18 protein-coding genes are annotated in these 20,890 nt (G+C 58.6%); 13 read left to right on the top strand and 5 right to left on the bottom strand.

Annotation, left to right across the window (positions count from 1 at the left end):
* Positions 1–36 precede the first annotated feature (36 nt).
* Together ABLU87_RS06625 and ABLU87_RS06620 are read right to left on the bottom strand one after the other, a co-directional pair.
* Positions 37–1,644 carry an FGGY-family carbohydrate kinase gene (locus ABLU87_RS06625; protein ID WP_057173264.1) on the bottom strand — a complete coding sequence of 536 codons (1,608 nt, stop codon included), beginning with the start codon at positions 1,642–1,644 and terminating at the stop codon, positions 37–39.
* Between the two features lie 30 nt (positions 1,645–1,674).
* The gene (locus ABLU87_RS06620) at positions 1,675–2,424 is read right to left on the bottom strand and encodes an SDR family oxidoreductase (protein WP_004852583.1); all 750 of its coding nucleotides are present in this window, start codon (positions 2,422–2,424) and stop codon (positions 1,675–1,677) included.
* Between the two features lie 258 nt (positions 2,425–2,682).
* Here ABLU87_RS06620 and ABLU87_RS06615 point away from each other — a divergent pair, with 258 nt between their 5' ends.
* Complete coding sequence (locus ABLU87_RS06615; protein WP_128334769.1) at positions 2,683–3,684, top strand: LacI family DNA-binding transcriptional regulator; 1,002 nt, start codon at positions 2,683–2,685, stop codon at positions 3,682–3,684.
* A 14-nt stretch (positions 3,685–3,698) separates the two neighbouring features.
* Here the strand turns inward: ABLU87_RS06615 and ABLU87_RS06610 are convergent, their stop codons facing one another.
* Complete coding sequence (locus ABLU87_RS06610) at positions 3,699–4,640, bottom strand: sugar-binding domain-containing protein (RefSeq protein ID WP_014839020.1); 942 nt, start codon at positions 4,638–4,640, stop codon at positions 3,699–3,701.
* Positions 4,641–4,846: 206 nt separating this feature from the next.
* On the opposite strand from ABLU87_RS06610, the gene dalD reads away from it, so the two are divergent.
* The 12 genes from dalD to ABLU87_RS06550 all read left to right on the top strand — a co-directional run bounded on the left by dalD (position 4,847) and on the right by ABLU87_RS06550 (position 18,170).
* A complete protein-coding gene (gene dalD, locus ABLU87_RS06605; RefSeq protein WP_032693709.1) occupies positions 4,847–6,214 on the top strand; it encodes a D-arabinitol 4-dehydrogenase in 1,368 nt (455 codons plus the stop codon).
* Positions 6,215–6,223: 9 nt separating this feature from the next.
* The gene (gene xylB, locus ABLU87_RS06600) at positions 6,224–7,687 is read left to right on the top strand and encodes a xylulokinase (protein ID WP_128334768.1); all 1,464 of its coding nucleotides are present in this window, start codon (positions 6,224–6,226) and stop codon (positions 7,685–7,687) included.
* 69 nt (positions 7,688–7,756) lie between these two features.
* A complete protein-coding gene (gene dalT / locus ABLU87_RS06595) occupies positions 7,757–9,034 on the top strand; it encodes a D-arabinitol transporter (RefSeq protein ID WP_128334767.1) in 1,278 nt (425 codons plus the stop codon).
* 48 nt (positions 9,035–9,082) lie between these two features.
* On the top strand, positions 9,083–9,745 hold the full coding sequence (locus tag ABLU87_RS06590; RefSeq protein WP_048260778.1) for an HAD-IA family hydrolase: 663 nt from the start codon (positions 9,083–9,085) through the stop codon (positions 9,743–9,745).
* A gap of 299 nt (positions 9,746–10,044) precedes the next feature.
* A complete protein-coding gene (locus ABLU87_RS06585; protein ID WP_032719864.1) occupies positions 10,045–11,199 on the top strand; it encodes a mandelate racemase family protein in 1,155 nt (384 codons plus the stop codon).
* 119 nt (positions 11,200–11,318) lie between these two features.
* The gene (locus tag ABLU87_RS06580) at positions 11,319–12,941 is read left to right on the top strand and encodes an ABC transporter substrate-binding protein (RefSeq protein ID WP_128334766.1); all 1,623 of its coding nucleotides are present in this window, start codon (positions 11,319–11,321) and stop codon (positions 12,939–12,941) included.
* The gene (locus ABLU87_RS06575) at positions 12,938–13,975 is read left to right on the top strand and encodes an ABC transporter permease (protein WP_032719862.1); all 1,038 of its coding nucleotides are present in this window, start codon (positions 12,938–12,940) and stop codon (positions 13,973–13,975) included. The genes ABLU87_RS06580 and ABLU87_RS06575 overlap by 4 nt, the downstream gene beginning before the upstream one ends.
* Positions 13,972–14,877: an ABC transporter permease gene (locus ABLU87_RS06570; RefSeq protein ID WP_032719861.1), complete on the top strand. Its 906-nt coding sequence runs from the start codon at positions 13,972–13,974 to the stop codon at positions 14,875–14,877. Before ABLU87_RS06575 ends, ABLU87_RS06570 begins: the two co-directional genes overlap by 4 nt.
* Positions 14,849–15,712, top strand: a complete 864-nt coding sequence (locus ABLU87_RS06565; RefSeq protein WP_032719918.1) for an ABC transporter ATP-binding protein — start codon at positions 14,849–14,851, stop codon at positions 15,710–15,712. Before ABLU87_RS06570 ends, ABLU87_RS06565 begins: the two co-directional genes overlap by 29 nt.
* A 10-nt stretch (positions 15,713–15,722) precedes the next feature.
* Positions 15,723–16,496 carry an ABC transporter ATP-binding protein gene (locus ABLU87_RS06560; RefSeq protein ID WP_014230105.1) on the top strand — a complete coding sequence of 258 codons (774 nt, stop codon included), beginning with the start codon at positions 15,723–15,725 and terminating at the stop codon, positions 16,494–16,496.
* 416 nt (positions 16,497–16,912) lie between these two features.
* Complete coding sequence (locus tag ABLU87_RS06555) at positions 16,913–17,713, top strand: winged helix-turn-helix domain-containing protein (RefSeq protein WP_128334765.1); 801 nt, start codon at positions 16,913–16,915, stop codon at positions 17,711–17,713.
* Positions 17,700–18,170, top strand: a complete 471-nt coding sequence (locus ABLU87_RS06550) for a hypothetical protein (protein WP_014230103.1) — start codon at positions 17,700–17,702, stop codon at positions 18,168–18,170. The genes ABLU87_RS06555 and ABLU87_RS06550 overlap by 14 nt, the downstream gene beginning before the upstream one ends.
* On the opposite strand, the gene yegS is transcribed toward ABLU87_RS06550, so the two are convergent.
* Positions 18,171–19,064, bottom strand: coding sequence for a lipid kinase YegS (yegS, locus tag ABLU87_RS06545; protein WP_128334764.1), 894 nt, complete (start codon positions 19,062–19,064; stop codon positions 18,171–18,173).
* A gap of 244 nt (positions 19,065–19,308) precedes the next feature.
* The gene (yegQ, locus tag ABLU87_RS06540) at positions 19,309–20,670 is read right to left on the bottom strand and encodes a tRNA 5-hydroxyuridine modification protein YegQ (RefSeq protein WP_025107782.1); all 1,362 of its coding nucleotides are present in this window, start codon (positions 20,668–20,670) and stop codon (positions 19,309–19,311) included.
* Positions 20,671–20,890 lie beyond the last annotated feature (220 nt).

Raw genomic sequence — 20,890 nt, 5'->3', positions numbered from 1 at the left:
CGGGTAGGGCGTTTACGCCGCAGCCCGGGATCTTGCTTACTCGCGAATCAGCCGCGCCGTGTGCTGTAGCGTTTTATACGCTTCATAGCGCCGCTGATGATCGGCGCTATACTGGGCAACGCAGCGGTAGGTTTTATCCACCCGGGTAAACTGCTTCATCGCTTCCGGCAGGGACGGGGCGATCTGGCCGGCCACCGCGCCGAGAATCGCCGAACCTAACAGCACCGGTTCGCTGGATTCGGTACTCACCACGCTCACTCCGCAGGCGTCCGCCAGCAGCTGGCGCACCAGCGGATGCTGCCCGGCTCCGCCGCTGATGACGATATGCTCGCTGTGGATGCCGCACGCTTTCTGGGCGTCAATAATCTGCCGCAGGCCGTAGCCGATACCGCACAATCCGGCGACGTAGAGCGCCATCAGGTTGTCCAGATCCCGCTCCATCCCCAGCCCGGCGATAATCGCTTTCGCGTGCGGGTCGGCCAGCGGCGCCCGATTACCTAAAAATTCAGGCACCACGTGCAGCCCGGCGGCGAGTTTGACCGCGGCAGAAGGACGTTCCACTTTCGCCAGCACGCTATCGGCAAGATAAACCGGCAGCGGGACGCCGCGCGCCCTGGCCAGCGCCTTAGCCTCGGCGGCGGCGGGATGGAAGCTCAGCAGCTGGTCGATGGCCGCTCCGGCCGCGCTCTGCCCGCCTTCGCTCAGCCAGAACCCCGGCACCATCGCCGAGTAATATGGCCCCCAGACGCCGGGCACGAACACCGCTTCCTGAGTGGTGGTCATGGTGCAGGAGGAGGTGCCGAAGACGTAGGCCATATTGTTAACCGCGCCGTTAAGCACGCCGACGGTGCCGATACCGCCCGCGTGGGCATCGATCATCCCGACCGCCACCGGAGTACCGACCGGCAGGCCCATCTCCTCTGCCGCCGTGGCGCAAAGGCCGTCGCCGCAGGGGGTTCCCGGATCGACAATCTGCTGGCCGATGCGGACAAAATCTTCATCCGCCAGCTCTTCGAGGCCAATCTGGCGGAAGTAGCTGGCATCCCAGCGTTGTTCATGCGCCAGGTAGGTCCATTTACAGGTCACGGTACAGACCGAGCGGGCTAAATCGCCGGTTGAGCGCCAGGTGAGATAATCGGCGAGGTCGAAGAAGTGGCGCGCCTGCTGATAAATGTGCGGGCGGTTCTCCTTCAGCCAGAGAATTTTCGGCGTTTCCATCTCCGGCGAGATTTTACCGCCGACGTACTGCAGCACCGCGTGGCCCGTGGCGTTGATCTTTTCCGCCTGCCCGGTGGCGCGGTGATCCATCCAGACGATAATGTTGCGCTCCGCATCTTCCGAAGGCCCGACCGCCAGCGGGGCGTCGTTATCGCCAATCACCACCAGCGAGCAGGTGGCATCGAAGCCGATTCCGGCAATCGATGACGGCGCGACCCCGGCGCTGGCCACCGCCGTTTTAATGCAGTAGCACACCGCCTGCCAGATCTCGCGACTCGACTGTTCGACCACGCTTCCGGCGCTGCGAAACAGGGTAATTTCCCGGGTCGCGTGGGCGAGAAGCTCGCCCCGCAGATTGAACACCCCGGCGCGAACGCTGCCCGAACCGACATCGACGCCAATAATATGTTGCGTATCGATTTGCATAACATCCTCTCACAGAGTCTGGTTGAACGGTCAGAGATCCACGCTGTTCGGCAGGATCACAATGTCGCGCACGGTGACGTTTTTCGAGCGCGTCACCATAAACAGCACCGACTCGGCCACCTCAATCGGCTGCATCAGGCTGCCGTTGGCCAGCGCTTCGTCCATTTTGGCTTTCGGCCAGTCGTCCAGCAGGGCGGTGACCACCGGGCCCGGCAGCACGGCGCCGACGCGCACGCCGTACTGCGAAACCTGGCGGCGGGTAGTATGAACAAACGCCTGGACGGCAAATTTCGACGCGGTATAGATAGGCTCCCAGATCACCGGCACCACCCCCGCGATAGAGCTGGTGAAGATAATGTCCCCGGACTTTTGCGCGATAAGATGCGGCAGGACGCTGCGCACGCAGCGGAAGGCGGCGTTGGTGTTGAGGTGCAGCACGCGGTCCCAGACGTCCGGATCGCCCTCTGCCACCGGCCCGCCGATGTACGCTCCGGCGTTGGCGTGGAAAATATCGAGACGCCCGGTGAGCTGCAAAATACCCTGCAGAATATTATCGACCTGATCCGCCTGCATCAGGTCAACCTGCAGGGCGAAGGCGTTTTCGCCGAGTTCGGCGACAAGTTTGTTGAGCTTCTCGCCTTCACGGTCGATAAGCACCACTTTTGCGCCAGCGCCCAGCAGGGTTCTGGCGCATTCGAGGCCGATACCGGACGCCGCGCCGGTAATGGCGGCGACTTTACCGCTAAGGGAAGTATTCATAGAGGAGACAGAGTGGTTCATTTTATAATCCTTTACAGAGTCTGGTTGGAACTATCGAACGCGAGGGCATCGCGTTCGACGCTGGAGACGAAAACTTGTTAAGGTATTGAATATGAGCGTCATTTTTTTGATGTTCGCTGGCGTATTCACGCTGAATGCGTTAATACTTCGGGAAGTAAAATGGAAGCTCAATCGATGAAGCTCATGTTGCGCTAGCTTCATCGATTGAGCAAGTGGGGAAATTAACAGCGAAATGATTTTGTGACGCAAGTTGGGAAAATGAAGAAAATCACGATTTACGACCTGGCGGAACTGTCCGGCGTTTCAGCGAGCGCGGTGAGCGCTATCCTCAACGGCAACTGGAAAAAGCGCCGCATCAGCGCGAAGCTTGCCGAAAAGGTGACGCGGATTGCCGAGGAGCAGGGCTATGCGATTAACCGCCAGGCCAGCATGCTGCGCAGCAAAAAATCGCGCGTCATCGGTATGATTATCCCCAAATACGATAACCGCTATTTCGGTTCGGTGGCGGAGCGCTTTGAGGAGATGGCCCGCGAGCGCGGCCTGCTGCCGATTATCACCTGTACGCGCCGGAGGCCGGAGCTGGAGATCGAAGCGGTAAAAGCGATGCTCTCCTGGCAGGTTGACTGGGTGGTGGCCACCGGGGCAACCAATCCGGACAAAATTACCGCCCTGTGCCAGCAGGCAGGCGTGCCCACGGTCAATCTCGACCTGCCGGGCTCTGTCGCCCCGTCGGTGATATCGGATAACTACGGCGGCGCGAAGGCGCTGACCTACAAAATCCTCGCCAACAGCGCTCGCCGCCGGGGAGCGCTGGCGCCGCTGACCTTTATCGGCGGGCGCAGCAGCGACCATAACACCCGCGAGCGTTTACGCGGCTTCCACGATGCGCATCGGGAGCAGGGGCTGGTCGTGCCGCAGGAAAATATCCTGGCGCCCGGCTATTCAAAAGGCAAAGTTGAGGCCTGCCTGCAGGAGCGGTTTGCTACCGCGAAGACCCCATTGCCGGGGCTATTTGTCAACTCGACAATATCGCTGGAAGGGGTGGTGCGTTGGCTGTCGCAGGCGGGACTTACCGGCAGCGAGCAGCCGCCGATGGGCTGCTTCGACTGGGACCCGTTTGTCTATCTGCTGGGGCACGATATCGACATGGTGCAGCAGGACGTGCCGGCGATGCTGGAAGCGGTGTTCACGATTATTGACGCCGGCGAGGCCGGGCAGCAGCGGATTGAAATCCCGCCGCTGTTGATGAGCAGCCGCTGATCCGGCTGCCGCCGTTAGCGCGTCAGCAGCCAGCGGGCGGTGTGCTCGTCGGTCACCAGGCCGTTGATCCAGCCGCCTTTAAGCGCCGCCAGAATCGCCGGACGTTTGTACTCGCCGCACGCCACCGCGATGCGCGGGCACTGGTTCTGGCGGATATCGTAGCTGGTGATCATTCTGTTGATTTCGCTCTCCACCACGCCGCCTTCGGCATCGATAAAGCGTCCCATGATCTCGCCGATGCCGCCGCGTGCGGTCAGCTCATCCATCTGCGCCTGATTGATAAAGCCATCTTTGAAGATGGGGCTTTGGGTACCTAATGGCCCAATGCCGACAAAAATAACGTCCGCCCGGCGGGCGACGGCGGAAACGCTGCGAAACAGCCGGCTGGTACACCACATGTCGTACTCGTCCTGGGTCTGCGCGTAGCGCGGCGCGGGCCACTGATAGTACTTGGCCTTAATTTTGCTGGTCAGCAGCAGCGGGACGTCATCGTAATAGTTACATTGGCCGTCGGCGTCCATGGCGCTGATCAGGGCGACGCAGCGGGTGTTCAGACTGTCGAAGTCGATGCGCTGCAGCGCTTTTTTCAGGGTCAGGCCGGAACCCAGGCCGATGATTTTCTCTTTATCATCCTGCAGATAGCGGGCCATCAGCTGATAGCAGCCGAAGGAGACGCTATCCAGGGTGCTTTCTTCGTTAAAGGCGGGCACGATATTGCACTCGATAAGCCGGTACTTCTCCTGCAGCAGCTGCGCATAGTCGAGGCAGTTCGCCACCGGGTGGTGCAGGCTAATCGACACAATCCCTTCTTCTTTCGCGGCGGCGATCAGCCGCTGTACCACCGGCCGCGACGTGCCAAGCTGGCTGGCGATCTCGCTCTGATTCTGCCCGGCGATGTAGTACATCCACGCGGCGCGGACCTTTTGATCCAGCCGGATATCATCTTCTTTGCTCATGCTTTCCTGCCCTAAGTGTCGGGCCGCGGCGATAATTTCGCCCGGCGAATACCCGCATTCTCGCCGTGGTCGGGAAAACTGGCAAGCTTTTGCTCTTTTCTGGTCATTTGTAATTTTATTGGGTAATTGTTCTTTTGTGATCCGTGGCTCTTATTTTGGTCAATTGATCATTTACAGTGAGGCCATCAACTCAAGGAGAGCGGAACATGAACAATCAATTCACATGGCTTCACATTGGTCTGGGTTCTTTTCATCGCGCGCATCAGGCGTGGTATCTGCATCGTCTGATCGCTTCCGGAGATAAACGCTGGCACATCGCGGCGGGGAATATCCGCAACGACGCCGAACAGGTGGTTCAGGCGCTGGCGGCGCAGGGCGGGCGCTATGTGCTGGAAACCGTCAGCCCGGAAGGTGAACGTGAATATGAAGAGATCACCTCCATTCAGAAACTGCTGCCGTGGCAGGCCGGGCTGCAGCCGCTGATTAACGAAGGGGCAAACCCGCAGACCAAAGTCATCGCCTTCACCGTGACGGAAGGTGGCTACTACCTGAATACCCGCCATAAGCTGGAAACCAGCAACCCTGATTTGCAGGCCGATCTGGCAGGGGAGTGCAAAACGATTTACGGCACTATCGCGCGGATTCTGGAAAAGCGTATGGCGGACAACGCCGGGCCGCTGACTCTGCTGAACTGCGATAACGTGCGCCATAACGGCGAACGCTTCCACGACGGTATGGTTGAGTTCCTGCAGCTAACCGGCAAGCAGGCGGTGATTGACTGGATGGCCGCCAACACCACCTGTCCGAACACCATGGTCGACCGCATCACCCCGCGCCCGGCGGCGGACCTGCCCGCGCGCATCAAAGCGCAGACCGGCATTGACGATAAAGCGCCGGTGATGGGCGAGACCTTTATCCAGTGGGTGGTGGAAAACAATTTCCGCGATGAACGCCCGAACCTGGAAGCGGTCGGGGTTGAGATGGTGGCGTCGGTGATTCCTTACGAAGAGGCGAAAATTCGCATTCTGAACTCGTCGCACAGCTGCATTGCGTGGGCGGGAACGTTAATCGGCCAGCAGTACATTCATGAAAGCACGCTAACGGATTTCATCTACGCCATTGCCGACCGCTACGTTACGGAAGATGTGATCCCATGCCTCGGCGATAACGGCATTGACCTGCCGGCCTATCGCGACGTGGTGCTCAAACGCTTTACCAACCCATATATCCAGGACACCAACCAGCGCGTCGCCGCCGATGGCTTCTCGAAAATTCCGGCGATGATCGCCCCAACCCTGCAGGAGTGCTACCAGCGCGGCGTTCGCCCGCAAGCCACCGCCATGCTGCCCGCGCTGTTCTTCGTCTTTATGGAGCAGTGGCACAAGGGCACCCTGCCGTATGAGTACCAGGACGGCATCCTCGACGCCGAGGGGGTACATCAGATGTTTGAAGCCAACGATCCGCTGGCCCTGTACGCCCGCGATAAAGCGCTGTTTGGCGAACTGGCCGAAAACGCCGATTTCCTCGCGCTGATGCGCGAAAAAGTGGCGGCCGTTTATACGCTGATTAACTAAGAGGTGGCTATGTATCTGGGTATCGATCTCGGCACATCGGAAGTCAAAGCGCTGGTCATTGATGAGAACAATGAGGTTATCGCCAGCCATAGCGCGCCGCTGAGCATTCAGCGGCCCCATCCGCACTGGTCAGAACAGTCGCCGCCGTCATGGTGGGAGGCGACGGAGTATCTGATGACCACGCTGCGGGAAAAATGCGCCCAGCACTGGCCGGCCATTAAGGCCATTGGCATTTCCGGGCAGATGCACGGCGCGGTTCTGCTGGATGCCGACGGGGAGGTGATTCGCCCGGCAATCCTGTGGAACGACACCCGCTGCGCCGCGGAGTGCGCGGAGCTAGAAGAGATGGCGCCGGAGCTGCATCAGGTGGCGGGAAATCTGGCGATGCCCGGCTTTACCGCGCCGAAGCTGCTGTGGGTGCGTCGCCATGAGCCGGAAAATTTTCAGCGCACCGCCACGGTGCTGCTGCCGAAGGATTATCTGCGCTACCGGATGACCGGTAAAAAAGTCTCCGATATGTCCGACGCCGCCGGGACGCTGTGGCTGGACGTGGCGAAGCGCGACTGGTCCGACGCTCTGCTGGATAAATGCGGCCTGGCGCGTAGCCAGATGCCGACCCTGGTTGAAGGCTGCGAGGTCTCCGCCACCCTTGACCCGCAGGTGGCCGAACGCTGGGGGCTGAACGCCTCGGTAGCGGTAGCCGGAGGCGGCGGCGATAACGCGGTCAGCGCCATAGGCGTCGGCGCGGTTTCGCCCGGGGATGCGTTCATTTCGCTTGGCACCTCCGGGGTGCTGTTTGTGGTGACCGACGCCTATCGTCCGGCTCCGCAGTCGGCGGTCCATGCGTTTTGTCACGTGCTGCCGAATCTGTGGCATCAGATGAGCGTGATGCTCAGCGCCGCCAGCTGTTTGCAGTGGTTCTGCCGCCTGACCGGCACCACGGAAGTGGCGCTGCTGGAGGAGATTGCCGAACTTAGCGAAGAGGAGAAGTCCCACGCGCCGTTCTTCTTACCCTATCTCTCCGGCGAACGTACGCCGCACAACGATCCTGACGCGCGCGGCATGTTCTGGGGCATGACCCACTCCAGCCTGCGCGCCCAGCTCGGCTACGCGGTGCTGGAAGGGGTGAGCTTCGGCATCAGCGACGGTCTGCAGGTACTGAAAGAGAGCGGTACGCAGATCGAACAATGTTCGCTGGTTGGCGGCGGCGCCCGCAGCCCGTTCTGGGCGCAGCTGTTGGCCGATATCCTCGATATGCCGGTGGTGACCCACAAAGGCGGTGAGACCGGCGGCGCGCTGGGCGCGGCGCGGCTGGCCTGCCTGGCGGCGGGCAAACCGATCACCGAAGTCTGTGAAAAACCGGAGATCTGGCAGACCTGGCGCGCGGACCCGGTACGCCATCAAACCCTGATGCGGCGCTATGCGCAGTTTAAGACCCTGTATTTAAACGATCTGAACTATCGGCAGCATTAATTTTTATCACCATAACCGCTCCGGTGAACTGACCGGAGCGGCCTCCTGTACCCTAAAAACGAGGTCATTATGTCCATCAATAATAAACAGTGGCTCGGTTTACCCCTGAACCTGCTCTGGGGATACATCGCCATTGCCGTATTTATGACCGGCGACGGTTTTGAACTGGCATTCCTGTCGCACTACATCAAAGAGCTCGGGTTCTCCCCGGCGCAGGCATCGTTCGCCTTTACCCTCTACGGCTTGGCCGCCGCGCTGTCGGCGTGGATCTCCGGCGTGGTGGCGGAAATCATCACGCCGCTGAAGACCATGATGATTGGCTTCGTGCTGTGGTGCGTGTTCCACGTGCTGTTCCTCGTTTTCGGCCTCGGTCACGCGAACTATGCCCTGATCCTGGTTTTCTACGGCATCCGCGGCTTCGCGTATCCGCTGTTCCTTTACTCGTTTATCGTCGCCATTATCCACAACGTGAAAAGCGATAACGCCAGCTCGGCGATCGGCTGGTTCTGGGCGGTTTACTCGATCGGCATCGGCGTGTTCGGCAGCTATATTCCGAGCTTTACCATCCCGCATATCGGCGAGCTGGGGACATTGTGGCTGGCGCTGGCTTTCTGCGTCACCGGCGGCATCATTGCGCTGGCTTCCCTGCGCCATATTAAAACGCCGCACCATATGCAGAACCTGACCACCCGCGAGAAGTTTGCCGAACTGGGCCGCGCGGCGACGCTGCTCTATACCAACCGCAATATTCTGCTGTCGAGCATGGTGCGAATTATCAACACCCTGTCGCTGTTCGGCTTTGCGGTGATTATGCCGATGATGTTCGTCGATGAGCTGGGCTTTACTACCTCGGAATGGCTGCAGGTGTGGGCGGTTTTCTTCTTCACCACCATTTTTTCGAACGTGCTGTGGGGCATTCTGGGCGAAAAACTGGGCTGGATGAAGGTGGTGCGCTGGTTCGGCTGCATCGGCATGGCGCTCTCCAGCCTGACGTTTTATTACATTCCGCAGCACTTCGGACATAACTTCGCGATGGCGCTGCTTCCGGCTATCGCCCTGGGGATCTTTGTCGCCGCGTTCGTACCGCTGGCGGCGGTTTTCCCGGCGCTGGAGCCGAAGCACAAAGGCGCGGCCATTTCGGTATATAACCTGTCGGCGGGGATGTCGAACTTTCTCGCGCCGGCCATTGCGGTGATTTTGCTACCGTTCTTCAGCACCATCGGAGTGGTGATCGCCTATACCGCGCTGTACGTGGCGGCTTTTTTCCTCTGTGCGTTTATTCGCGTCGAGCAGCCCGGTTTTTCCCACAAGGAAGCGCCGGCCAGCGAGCAGGTGGAGTTCTCTTAAGGTGATGCGGCCGGCATGCCAGGCATGCCGGCCTTAATGAGGTGGATGATGAGTATTCAGGCAGTGATTTTTGACATGGATGGCGTAATTATTGATTCCGAAGCCCTGTGGCGGCAGGCGCAAATCGACGCCCTCGCGCAGTGGGGGGCAACGGCGAGCGTCGAGGAGTGCGAAACCCTGACCAAAGGCAAACGCCTCGACGATATTGCCCGCACCTGGTGCCGCTATTGCCAGCTTGAGCTTGCCCCGCAGCGGCTTGAGGCCGCGATATTGCAGCGTATTACCGGCCTGATCGCCGCCGAAGGCGAGCCGATGCGCGGCGTGCATGAGGCGTTACGCTATTTTCGCCATACCGGTTATAAAATTGCCCTCGCCACCTCCTCGTCCCGGCAGGTTATCGCCGCCGTGCTGAACAAGCTCTCGCTCTGGCACTATTTTGATGTGATTTGCAGCGCGGACGATGAAGCACAGGGCAAACCGCATCCGGCGGTGTATCTGACGACGTTGGATAAGCTGAATCTCGACGCCAGCCGGTGCCTGGTGATCGAAGACAGCTTCAACGGCTTTAGCGCCGCCCGGGCGGCGGGGATTGCCACGATAGTGATTGCCGAAGATAGCCAGCACGCGCGTTTTCAGGGCGCCGCTGGCCGCTACCGGGCGCTGCCTGAACTGCTGGAAGCCCTCACCGCCGAGGCGGAGGCGGTCGAATAACTCACCCTTTCGTGAGCGCAGAAAATCCCGGGATGTACACGGTCGGTTACTCTCTTTTCTGCGCTCACGCCCCCTTTTTTCACCATGCCGATCCGCCTCACATTTCGCTTATCTTTTGTGAAAACAGTCACGCCTTGTTGTGCCAATGCCCAAATTTATTGCCTTGCTTAGCGGTGTTTGTCCGAGGCACTGCTGCGTAATTGTGCTTAGATTAGATATTGAAACGTATTTTCAATAATGTGAAACCACTTTGCCGATTTGCTTCTATCGATCGGATTTGGCCGTGATAAGGACCGAGCATGAAAATTGAATCTGTAAATGTCACCGTTTTCCAGTATCCCACGCGTCGGGTTTCCGACAGCGCCGGGCACTCCCATCCGGGGGCTGAAAGCATGGCCAAAATGGCGATGCTGACCATCACCGCCGATGATGGCGCGCAGGGCTTTTCGTTTGCGCCTCCGGAAGTGGTGCGCCCGTTCGTGGTGAATACCTTTTTCCGCAAGGTGCTGGTGGGGCAGGACCCGTTTAACCGCGAGCGTATCTGGCAGGCTCTTAACCACTGGCAGCGCGGCAGCGCTCACCAGCTGACCGAGCGCGCGCTGTCGTTTATTGAACAGGCGCTGTGGGACCTGATAGGCCGCAGCCTTAAGATGCCGGTTTACAAGCTGCTCGGCGGCTATCGCGACATCGTCCCGGCTTACGGCAGCACGATGTGCGGCGACGATCTGCCGGGCGGTCTGTCGACCCCGGAGGAGTATGCCGCCTTTGCCGAAAAGCTGGTCGCCCGCGGCTACAAGGCCATCAAGCTGCACACCTGGATGCCGCCAATCTCTTTTGCGCCCAATCCCAAAATGGACATTAAAGCCTGCGCGGCGGTGCGCGAAGCGGTGGGGCCGGATATTGACCTGATGATTGACGGCTATCACTGGTACAGCCGCGCCGAGGCGCTGTGGATCGGCAAAGAGCTGGAAAAACTCAACTTCGCCTGGTTTGAGGAGCCGATGGAGGAGGATTCGATGTCCTCCTACGCGTGGCTGGCGGAAAACCTGTCGATTCCCATCGTCGGGCCGGAGAGCTTCGGCGGCAAGCACCGCATGCGCGCCGAATGGGTGAAAGCCGGAGCCTGCGACATTCTGCGCGCCGGCGCTAACGGCGTGGGCGGTATTACCCCGACCATGAAGGTCGCGGCGCTGGCGGAATCTTTCGGCATGGATTGCGAAGTCCACGGCAACGGCGCGGCAAGCCTGGCGGTGGTCGGGGCGATCCGCAACTGCCGCTGGTACGAGCGCGGCCTGCTGCATCCGTTCCTCGACTACGATGAACCGGCGGCTTATCTCAATAGCATTGTTGACCCGATGGATGACCAGGGCTTTGTGCATCTGTCACAACGTCCGGGCCTCGGCGAAGACATTAATTTTGCGTATATCGAAGCCAATACCGTTAGCCACGACTGATTCAAAAAAATAAATGCCCGATGGCGCTGCGCTTATCGGGTCTGCGGCCCGGTAGACCGGATAAGGCGAAAATGCCGTCATCCGGCAACATGTACCCTACAGTACAGGCAAACAGAGATATGAAAAAAACCTCCCGACTGGCAGCGTGCTTGCTCGCGCTCGCCGTGTCGATGGGGAGCGGGGCGGCGATGGCGAAAACGCCGCCCGACCAGCTCATCATCGGTATGAATATGAATAACCTGCTCACCCTGGACCCGGCGGCGATGACCGGTAATGAAGTGGTGGGGATCGTGGTCAACCTCTACGACTCGCTGGTGGAGCTTGACCCTGAGCAGCTCACCAACGTTAAGCCCGCGCTGGCGAAATCCTGGGATATCAGCCCCGACGGCAAAACCCTGACCTTTCATCTGCGCGACGACGTGAAATTTCACTCCGGCAATCCGCTGACCGCCGCCGACGTGGTGTGGTCGATGCGGCGCATCCTGCACCTCAACCTGGCGCAGGCCTCGGTATGGAAATCCTACGGTTTCAGTCAGAAAAACATCGACAGCCAGGTCAGCGCGCCGGACCGCTTCACGGTGCAAATCGAGTTACCCAAAGATAACGATCCGCAGCTGGTGATTTACTCGCTGGCGGCGCTGGGCAACCTCGGAGTGCTCGACAGCAAAACGGTGCAAAGCCACCAGCAGGATAACGACTGGGGTAACCGCTGGCTGACCACCCATGAAGCCGGCTCCGGGCCGTTCACGCTGGAAACCTGGCAGGCGAAAGATGTGCTGCGCATGAAGCGCAATCCTGACTACTGGCGCGGCGAGGCGAAAATGAGCCGCGTGGTGCTGCGCCATTTCCAGGAGTCGCAAACCCTGCGCCTGATGATCGAAAAAGGCGACCTCGATATTGCCAACAATATGGCGGTTTCCGACATCAACGCCCTGCGCAGCGACCCCCAGCTGACCGTCGATGCGGTGCAGCGCGGCACCATGTACTACGTGGCGATGAGCATGAAAGAGGCGCACTTCGCCCATCCGAAAGTGCGTGAAGCGGTGCGCTATCTGATTGACTACCAGGGCATCAATAAAGCGCTGATGCCGGGCTACGGGGTGCTGCACCAGCGGCCGATTAAGGCGGGCATGCCGTCAACGCTGCCCGACCCGGGCTATAAGCTGGACGTGGCGCGGGCGAAAAAGCTGCTGGCGGAAGCAGGCTATCCCAACGGCTTTGATACCACGCTGCGGGTCCTCTCGGATCAGCCGTTCCTGAACATTGCTATCGCCGTGCAGTCGACGCTGATGCAGGCGGGGATTAACGCCAAAATTATCACCGGCACCGGTAACCAGATCTACGGCGCGATGCGCGAGCGTAAATTTGACCTGCTGGTAGGACGCGGCGGCAGCGGAATGGAGCCGCACCCGCACTCCAGCCTGCGCGCGCTGGTCTATAACCCGGATAACAGCGATGAGGCGCGCCTGACCAACTTCCAGGGCTGGCGCACCGGCTTTTACGACCCGCAGCTCAACGCGATGATTGACCGCGCCCTGCTGGAACGCGATCCGCAAAAACAGGTGGCCGACTACCAGGCCATCCAGACGCGCTACGACCAGCTGGTCCCGGCCCTTATTCCGCTTTCGCAGATGGTCGATTCCGTGGTGGTGCGCAATGAGGTACGGCAGTATCAGCCGCACCCCTCTGCCACCACTTTTCTGCGTGACGTCGATAAAGTCCGCGAAGGAGAGAAAGGATGAGTATCGCAATCCTTGCGCCCGGCTCACGCGGCCGGCGCTTATCAAAACGGCTGCTGCAGGTGGTGATTACGCTGTTCGGCCTGCTGCTGTTGACCTTCACTATTGGCCGCGTTATGCCCATCGACCCGGTGCTGGCGATTGTTGGCCCGGACGCTGACCAGAGTACCTACCAGCAGGTTTACCATCAGCTGGGGTTTGATAAATCGCTGACCACCCAGTTTGGCATCTATTTCGTCAACCTGCTGCACGGCGATCTGGGCAACGCGCTGCTGACCGGGAAACCGGTGGTGGACGACATTATCCGCGTCTTCCCGGCAACCATGGAGCTGGCGACGATGGCGATTCTCGTCGGCGCGGGCCTCGGTATTCCGCTGGGCGTGCTGGCGGCGGCGCGGCGCAATAGCGTCTCCGATTATGTCGTGCGCATTATCAGCCTGGCGGGCTACTCGACGCCGATTTTCTGGGTCGGGATGATGGGGCTTTTAGTCTTCTACGCCTGGCTCGGCTGGGTGGGCGGCGCCGGACGGGTGGACCTTGGTCTGGACGGTATGGTGCCGCGCCGCACGGGGCTGATGACCGTTGATGCGCTGCTGGCGGGCAACGGTCAGGTCTTCTGGAACGCTATTAATCACCTGATTCTGCCCGCCTCGCTGCTCGGCTTTCACTCGCTGGCCTACATCAGCCGCATGACCCGCAGCTTTATGCTGGCCCAGCTGTCGCAGGAGTTCATTATTACCGCGCGGGTGAAGGGGCTGACCGAGCGTCAGGTCATCTGGAACCATGCGTTTCGCAATATCCTCGTACAGCTGCTGACGGTGGTGGCGCTGGCCTACGGCGCGCTGCTGGAAGGCGCGGTGCTGATTGAAACCGTCTTCTCGTGGCCGGGTTTCGGCTCCTACCTCACCGGTAGCCTGCTGCTGGGCGATATGAATGCGGTAATGGGCTGCGTGCTGCTGGTGGGGGCGATCTTCGTGATGCTCAACCTGCTCTCCGACATGCTGTATCAATTCTTTGACCCGAGGACAAAATCATGACCGTTTCTCTGGATTCGCCGCTTTCGGGCGGCACGGGCGAAGGCCGTCAGCGGTTGCAACGCGCGGCGGCGCGGGCCGTCGGGTTTATCGGCAAAATGGCGCGCAACCCGCTAACGGCCATCGGCGGCGGAATTATCTTTCTGCTGCTGGTGGTGGCGATTTTCGCGCCGCTGATTGCGCCGTATAACCCGCTGGTACAGGACCTCAACAGCGCGCTGGTCGCGCCGAACGCGCAGCACTGGTTCGGCACCGATGAGTTTGGCCGGGATATCTTTAGCCGCCTGGTGTACGGCTCGCGCATCACGCTCTATATCGTGCTGCTGGTCTCGGTGACCGTCGGTCCGCTCGGGCTGCTGCTCGGCGTCAGCGCCGGCTATTTTGGCGGTAAGGTCGATATGGTGCTGATGCGCGTCACCGATATTTTCATCTCCTTCCCGAGTCTGGTCCTGGCGCTGGCGTTTGTCGCCGCCTTAGGTCCGGGGCTGGAGCACGTGGTTATCGCCATCACGCTCACCGCCTGGCCGCCGATAGCCCGCCTGGCGCGCGCCGAAACGCTCTCTCTGCGCCAGGCCGATTTTATCTCCGCCGTACGTCTGCAGGGCGCATCATCGGCCCGCGTCCTCTGGCACCATATCGTGCCGCTGTGTCTGCCCTCGGTCATTATCCGTATCACCATGAATATGGCCGGGATCATTCTGACCGCGGCCGGTCTGGGCTTTCTCGGGCTCGGCGCGCAGCCGCCGGAGCCGGAGTGGGGGGCGATGATCTCCAGCGGGCGCACTTACATGATGGAGTGCTGGTGGGTGGTTACGATTCCGGGGCTGGCGATTCTGATCAACAGCTTAGCGTTTAACTTCTTAGGAGATGGCCTACGTGACATCCTCGATCCCCGCAGCGAATAATGCTCCGCTGCTCGATGTGCGCGATCTGTGCGTCGACTTTGTTAACGGCAGCGCGGTGACCCATGCCGTGCGCGGCGTCTCCTTCCAGCTGGGGCGCGAAAAGCTGGCCATTGTCGGCGAGTCCGGTTCAGGTAAATCCACCGTTGGGCGCGCTCTGCTGCAGCTGCATCCGAAAAAGGCCCGCGTCAGCGCCAGCCGGATGCAGTTTGCCAACCTCGATCTGCTGCATCTTACTGAAGCGCAGATGCGCGGCGTGCGCGGCAAACGTATCTCCATGATTATGCAGGACCCGAAATATTCGCTTAATCCGGTGGTCTGCGTCGGTAAGCAAATCGCCGAGGCCTGGCTGACCCATCATCCGGGACGCAAAGATGAGGCGAAGGCAAAGGCGCTGGAGATGCTGGAGGTGGTGCGTATTCGCCAGCCGGAGCGCGTTTATCAGCTTTATCCGCATGAGATATCCGGCGGACAGGGGCAGCGCATCATGATTGCCATGATGCTGATTACCGACCCGGAGCTGGTGATTGCCGATGAGCCGACCTCCGCGCTGGACGTGTCGGTGCGCCTGCAGGTACTGGGCCTGCTGGATGATCTGGTTCAGTCGCGCGGGCTGGGGCTGATTTTTATTAGCCACGACATCAACCTGGTGCGCAGCTTTTGCGACCGCGTGCTGGTGATGTACGCCGGACGGGTGGTGGAGTCTATTGCCGCCTGCGATCTCGATAACGCCCGCCATCCCTATACTCAGGGGCTGATTAACTCGCTGCCGGATATGCAGCATCGTCGCCCGATACTGCCGGTGCTGCAGCGCCAGGCCAGCTGGTTAACGGAATAAGGAGTGGATGATGATTGAAGTTCAACGTCTCAACCTCGCGTTTGGCGAAGGGGAGAAGCGTAACCAGGTGCTGTACGACGTTAATTTCCACGTTAAGCCCGGCGAGATCTACGGTCTGGTGGGGGAGTCCGGCTCCGGCAAAACCACGGTGCTGAAGTGCCTGGCGGGGCTGTTTACCCACTGGCAGGGGGAGTTAACCATTGACGGGCAGCGCTTAGGGCATGAGATTAGCCGCGAGCGCTGTCGTCAGGTGCAGATGGTATTTCAGGACCCGTACGGATCGCTGCATCCCCGTCACACCATTGGCGATATCCTTGAAGAGCCGCTGCAGATTCATCGCATTCACGATCGCGACCGGCGGATTCATGCGCTGCTGGACAAAGTGGGCCTCAATCGTGCGTTTCGCGAACGCTATCCGCATCAGCTTTCCGGTGGCCAGCGGCAGCGCGTGGCGATTGCCAGAGCGCTGATCCTTGAGCCGCAGGTGCTGCTGCTGGATGAGCCGACGTCGGCGCTGGATGTGTCGGTGCAGGCCGAGATCCTCAACCTGCTGGCAGAATTGCAGCAGGAGGCTAAACTCACTTACCTGATGGTGACCCACGATTTGGGCGTCATTGCCCATTTATGCCAGAAGGTGGCGGTAATGCAGTACGGGAAAATCCTTGAAACCCTGACGGTCGATGCGCTGGTCAACGGCGAGGCGCAAACGGCCTATACGCAGATGCTGGTTAACGCCAGCCGGCAATATACGCGCGAAATGGCGCGCGAGGTGGCGGCATACTAAGCGATATGGCGCATTGTCTCGCGGACAATGCGCCCTGTTTTTGGATAAAACTTTGAAATGATATGTATTAATAGTTATAAATATCGTCTATTAATGTAAAAGTGGTGTTTAGATCTAAAATGAAAGTATCTGTTGTATGAATGAAAATATATGGAATCATAACTTGTGTTTATTATTCATTTTGAAATAAATAACCAGATTTTCTTCAAATCTCAAAATATTCCATGCTGTAAATTCATTTAAACCTTGTTAATTGCAAGGAAAAACTGCGCATTACGCCTCCAGATCCGCTGAGTAATAGAGTAAACTCGCCTGCGAATAATCTTAAGTTATCAGCTGCGTCATAAAGGATTACCGTATTTAGAGTAGGGTACCCATGCCGCTTATCCACTTGATTACTATTCTCAGGGAACAGGATGGAAAAAACATATACGATTAATGGAATAATTACATTTATTCCTCAACGTGGTGCTCTAATACTCATTGCTGACGAGACGAAAACGGTTTCATTAAATATGCCGGCCAGCCGTTGTTTATTGCTGCTTATTCAGCAGGATGGCAAAACCGTTGCCCGCGAAACCTTTTTCGAGGAAGTGTGGATAAAGCATGGCTCCCAGGTAACCAGCAACGGTTTCTACCAGAATATTTCTCTGCTGCGCCGGGCATTTAAAGAGCTGGGCATGGAGGGCGATATTATTATTACGCTGCCGAGGGTTGGCGTCAGGCTGGATGCGACAATATCGGTGACGGAGTCCCAGCCGTGCGAGATGGAGAAGGCGCCGGAGCCACAGGTGCCCCTGGATGGGCCCGTGCACGAGGAGGTCGCGGCTGCGAGTGTGCCTGAAAAAAAGCGGTTAAGGCCGCGATGCTCTCTGTTATGGGGGCTTGCGGCGCTGCTGAGCTGTCTGGTCGGCGGTTTTGTTGCGTGGCAAACAGAATTCGACTCTTATTTGCAAACTTATTCGCCCATAATTGCTAAACTTTCGCAACAATGTCATTTCTTTGCCAATAATGATGTGGTTGATCACGTTCGTCATGTCAATTTTATCAAGCGCAGCAAATTTGAATGTGAAGAATACTCGTGGATTTATTTGACGCTTTATCCCGGGCAAGCGCGGGTGTCGGTGATTCGCTGCCGTCAGCCATTTAGTCAATGGCGTGATAATCAATGCCTCACCAAATATTACATTAAGGAGGTAGCCAATGCGCCCGCGTGAAATTAAATGGTTAATCGCTATCGTATTTATCGGGGTGCTTAGCGGAATAATGATAAAATCCTGGCAATACTGGCAGCGCAATCATTTCCAGTGCAGCGGCGAGATGCGGCTAATTAACGCAGGCTACCAGGGCGATATTTCCTTACGCTACGTATTTGATAGCAGCCGCGGGCTGGCGATGGTCCGGGGGGAAATTACGCCGCCGCAGGGCGCTGCGTTTACCATTAATCAGAACATCTGGTTTAGCTTTACCCGCGACGGCCAGCACTACTTCCTGCGTTCGGAAACCGTCTCAGCCAGCATCGGCGAGACCGAGCAGGAGGAGCATGTAAAGCGTATCCTGCCAGCGTTTTTCCTCCAGCCGCAGGTGCCGTTTTACCTTAACATCCAGCGGCTCAACGAACGTACCCGGCTGCTGTATACCAGCCGGGCGCCGTCTTTGCTTTGCGAAACCTGATTAACGTAGCAGCGGGCAGTCCGGCGGCAGTCGGCAGCGTAGCGCGGCCGGTAACAGCTCCATACGGAAGGTTTTGCCGGTTAGCGGTTCACCATCGAGATTAAACGTCATCTCGTGGGGAGCGGTGATCTCGAACCACGATGAGACGCCGTCGATAATATTCGGCGAGGTTTCCGGATTGGCCAGGGTGCTGAACAATGCGGGGATTAGCTCTTCGCCGGTGAAAATGCGCAGATGCAGCAGGCCGTCGTTGATTAACGCTTCCGGGCACAGCTGCTGGCCGCCGCCGGCCTGGCGCCCGTTGCCGATGCCGATGACCAGCGCGTCGCCATGCCAGTGAAAGTTCTCGCCGTGGATTTCGCAGCGGTCAGGCTTAAGCGTATCCATGCGCATCAGGCCGTGGATTAAATAAGAGACGCCGCCCAGCGCGGCCTTGAGCTTCTCCGGGGTTTCGGTCGTGATTCGGGTGCCGAAACCGCCGGTGGCCATATTAATAAAACCGGTCTTATCGTTAACCCGTGCAACATCTATCGCCACATCGCGGCCAACGATGGCCAGCTTCAGGGCGCTGGCCAGATCCTGAGGGATGCCGACGCTGGTGGCGAAGTCGTTCGCCGTGCCCAGCGGTAAAATCCCCAGCGCCAGATTGCCGTCGCGCTCCACCAGCGCCGTCGCCACCTCATTGATGGTGCCATCGCCGCCGCCGGCAATCACCGTTTCGACGTTCAGCGTCAGGGCTTCATCGATAAACCGAACGGCATCGCCCTTTTCCCAGGTGACGCGGACGTGAATGTCGATACCTTCGTCGCGTAACAGTTTAACCGCCTCTCGCAGGGACGGTTCATTGGCGCCTTTACCATTCAGAATCAGTAAGCTGGCTGGAAACGTGGACATTATCAGGGGACCTTTGTTGCTCAATGATGCATAAAGTGTACCGCATGCGGAAAGGGAAGGCCGGGAGAGAGATAAAAAAATAAGCCCGCGTAAGGGAGATTACGCAGGCTAAGGAGGTGGTTCCTGGTACAGCTAGCATTTATGGGTTATGTTTTTCAGCGAAATGGATGATATCTGCTTTGAACGAACCGGTATGTGATCCGTTTCTAATATCTTTACATCGTGAAAAAATAACCCAAATTAACTAGTTACTGTGCGGGTTTCGGGTCGTCTGACCAGTAAAATTACGCATCAGCAGCGCATACTGCAGCGCCATATCTTCCGGAACAGGCAACCATACTGTGTGGCCATCGCCCGGCGCCACCGGCATGCGTTCGCCTTTGCCGTTTTCCATATGCTCGAGGGTAAAGTTAACGTTGCCCTGCGGGGTCATCAGCTCAAGGCTGTCGCCGACGGAAAATTTGTTTTTCACTGCCACCGCCGCCAGCTGGCCGTTGCGCTCGCCGGTAAATTCGCCGACAAACTGCTGGCGTTCGGAAACGGAGTAGCCGTGCTCGTAGTTCTGGTAGTCATCGTGCGTGTGGCGACGCAGGAAGCCTTCGGTATAGCCACGGTGCGCGAGGTTTTCCAGGGTATCCAGCAGGGAGGTGTCGAACGGTTTGCCAGCGGCAGCATCGTCAATGGCCTTGCGGTAGACCTGAGCGGTACGGGCGCAATAGTAATGTGATTTGGTGCGGCCTTCGATTTTCAGCGAGTGGACGCCCATCTGGGTCAGGCGCTCAACGTGGGCAATCGCGCGCAGATCTTTCGAGTTCATGATGTAGGTGCCGTGTTCGTCTTCGAAAGCGGTCATGTATTCGCCCGGACGTTTGGCCTCTTCAATCATAAACACCTGGTCAGTCGGCGCGCCGATGCCCAGCGTCGGCTCGACGTTCTGCACCGGGATCGGTTCGTGCTTATGCACGATATTACCGACGTCGTCTTCTTTACCTTCCTGCACGTTATACTCCCAGCGGCAGGCGTTGGTGCAGGTCCCCTGGTTTGGGTCGCGTTTGTTGATATAGCCAGAGAGCAGGCAGCGGCCGGAGTAGGCCATGCACAGCGCGCCGTGGACAAAAATTTCGATCTCCATTTCCGGCACCTGGCTGCGAATTTCGGCGATTTCATCCAGCGACAGCTCGCGGGAGAGAATAACGCGGGTGAGTCCCATTTGCTGCCAGAACTTGACCGTCGCCCAGTTGACGGCGTTGGCCTGTACCGACAGGTGAATATCCATATGCGGGAAATTTTCGCGCACCAGCATGATCAACCCCGGGTCGGACATGATCAGCGCGTCCGGCCCCATTTCCACCACCGGCTTCAGATCGCGAATAAACGTTTTTAGCTTGGCGTTATGCGGGGCAATGTTGACCACCACATAGAATTTTTTACCCAGCGCGTGGGCTTCGTTGATGCCGAGCTGCAGATTTTCGTGATTGAATTCGTTATTACGCACGCGCAGGGAGTAGCGCGGTTGGCCCGCGTAAACGGCATCTGCGCCATAAGCGAAAGCGTAACGCATATTTTTCAGCGTTCCCGCCGGGGAAAGGAGTTCCGGTTTAAACATGATTTTCTCGTTCTGATGACAGGTCAGATTCGCCGCACCCGGTACGGCGAGTTGGGGAGTGCCCCCACATTAAGGGCGGGCATTGTAGCGCCGTGGGGGAGGGGAGTAAATATCAGTCGGGTATCTTTGGCGATAAGCGGACGGCAAATCAGTTCCGGGTAGGCATCAAGCGGCCGCTATCTGCCGGTTTCAGCCGCTGCTTTTTCCCCGGAGGCGGCGC

The organism is Klebsiella sp. CB_Kp196 (assembly GCF_040061575.1).
In the GTDB taxonomy this organism is placed as follows: Bacteria; Pseudomonadota; Gammaproteobacteria; order Enterobacterales; family Enterobacteriaceae; genus Klebsiella; species Klebsiella michiganensis.
The sequence above is the reverse complement of the archived record's forward strand: the minus strand, read 5'-3'. Positions and strand labels throughout refer to the sequence as shown.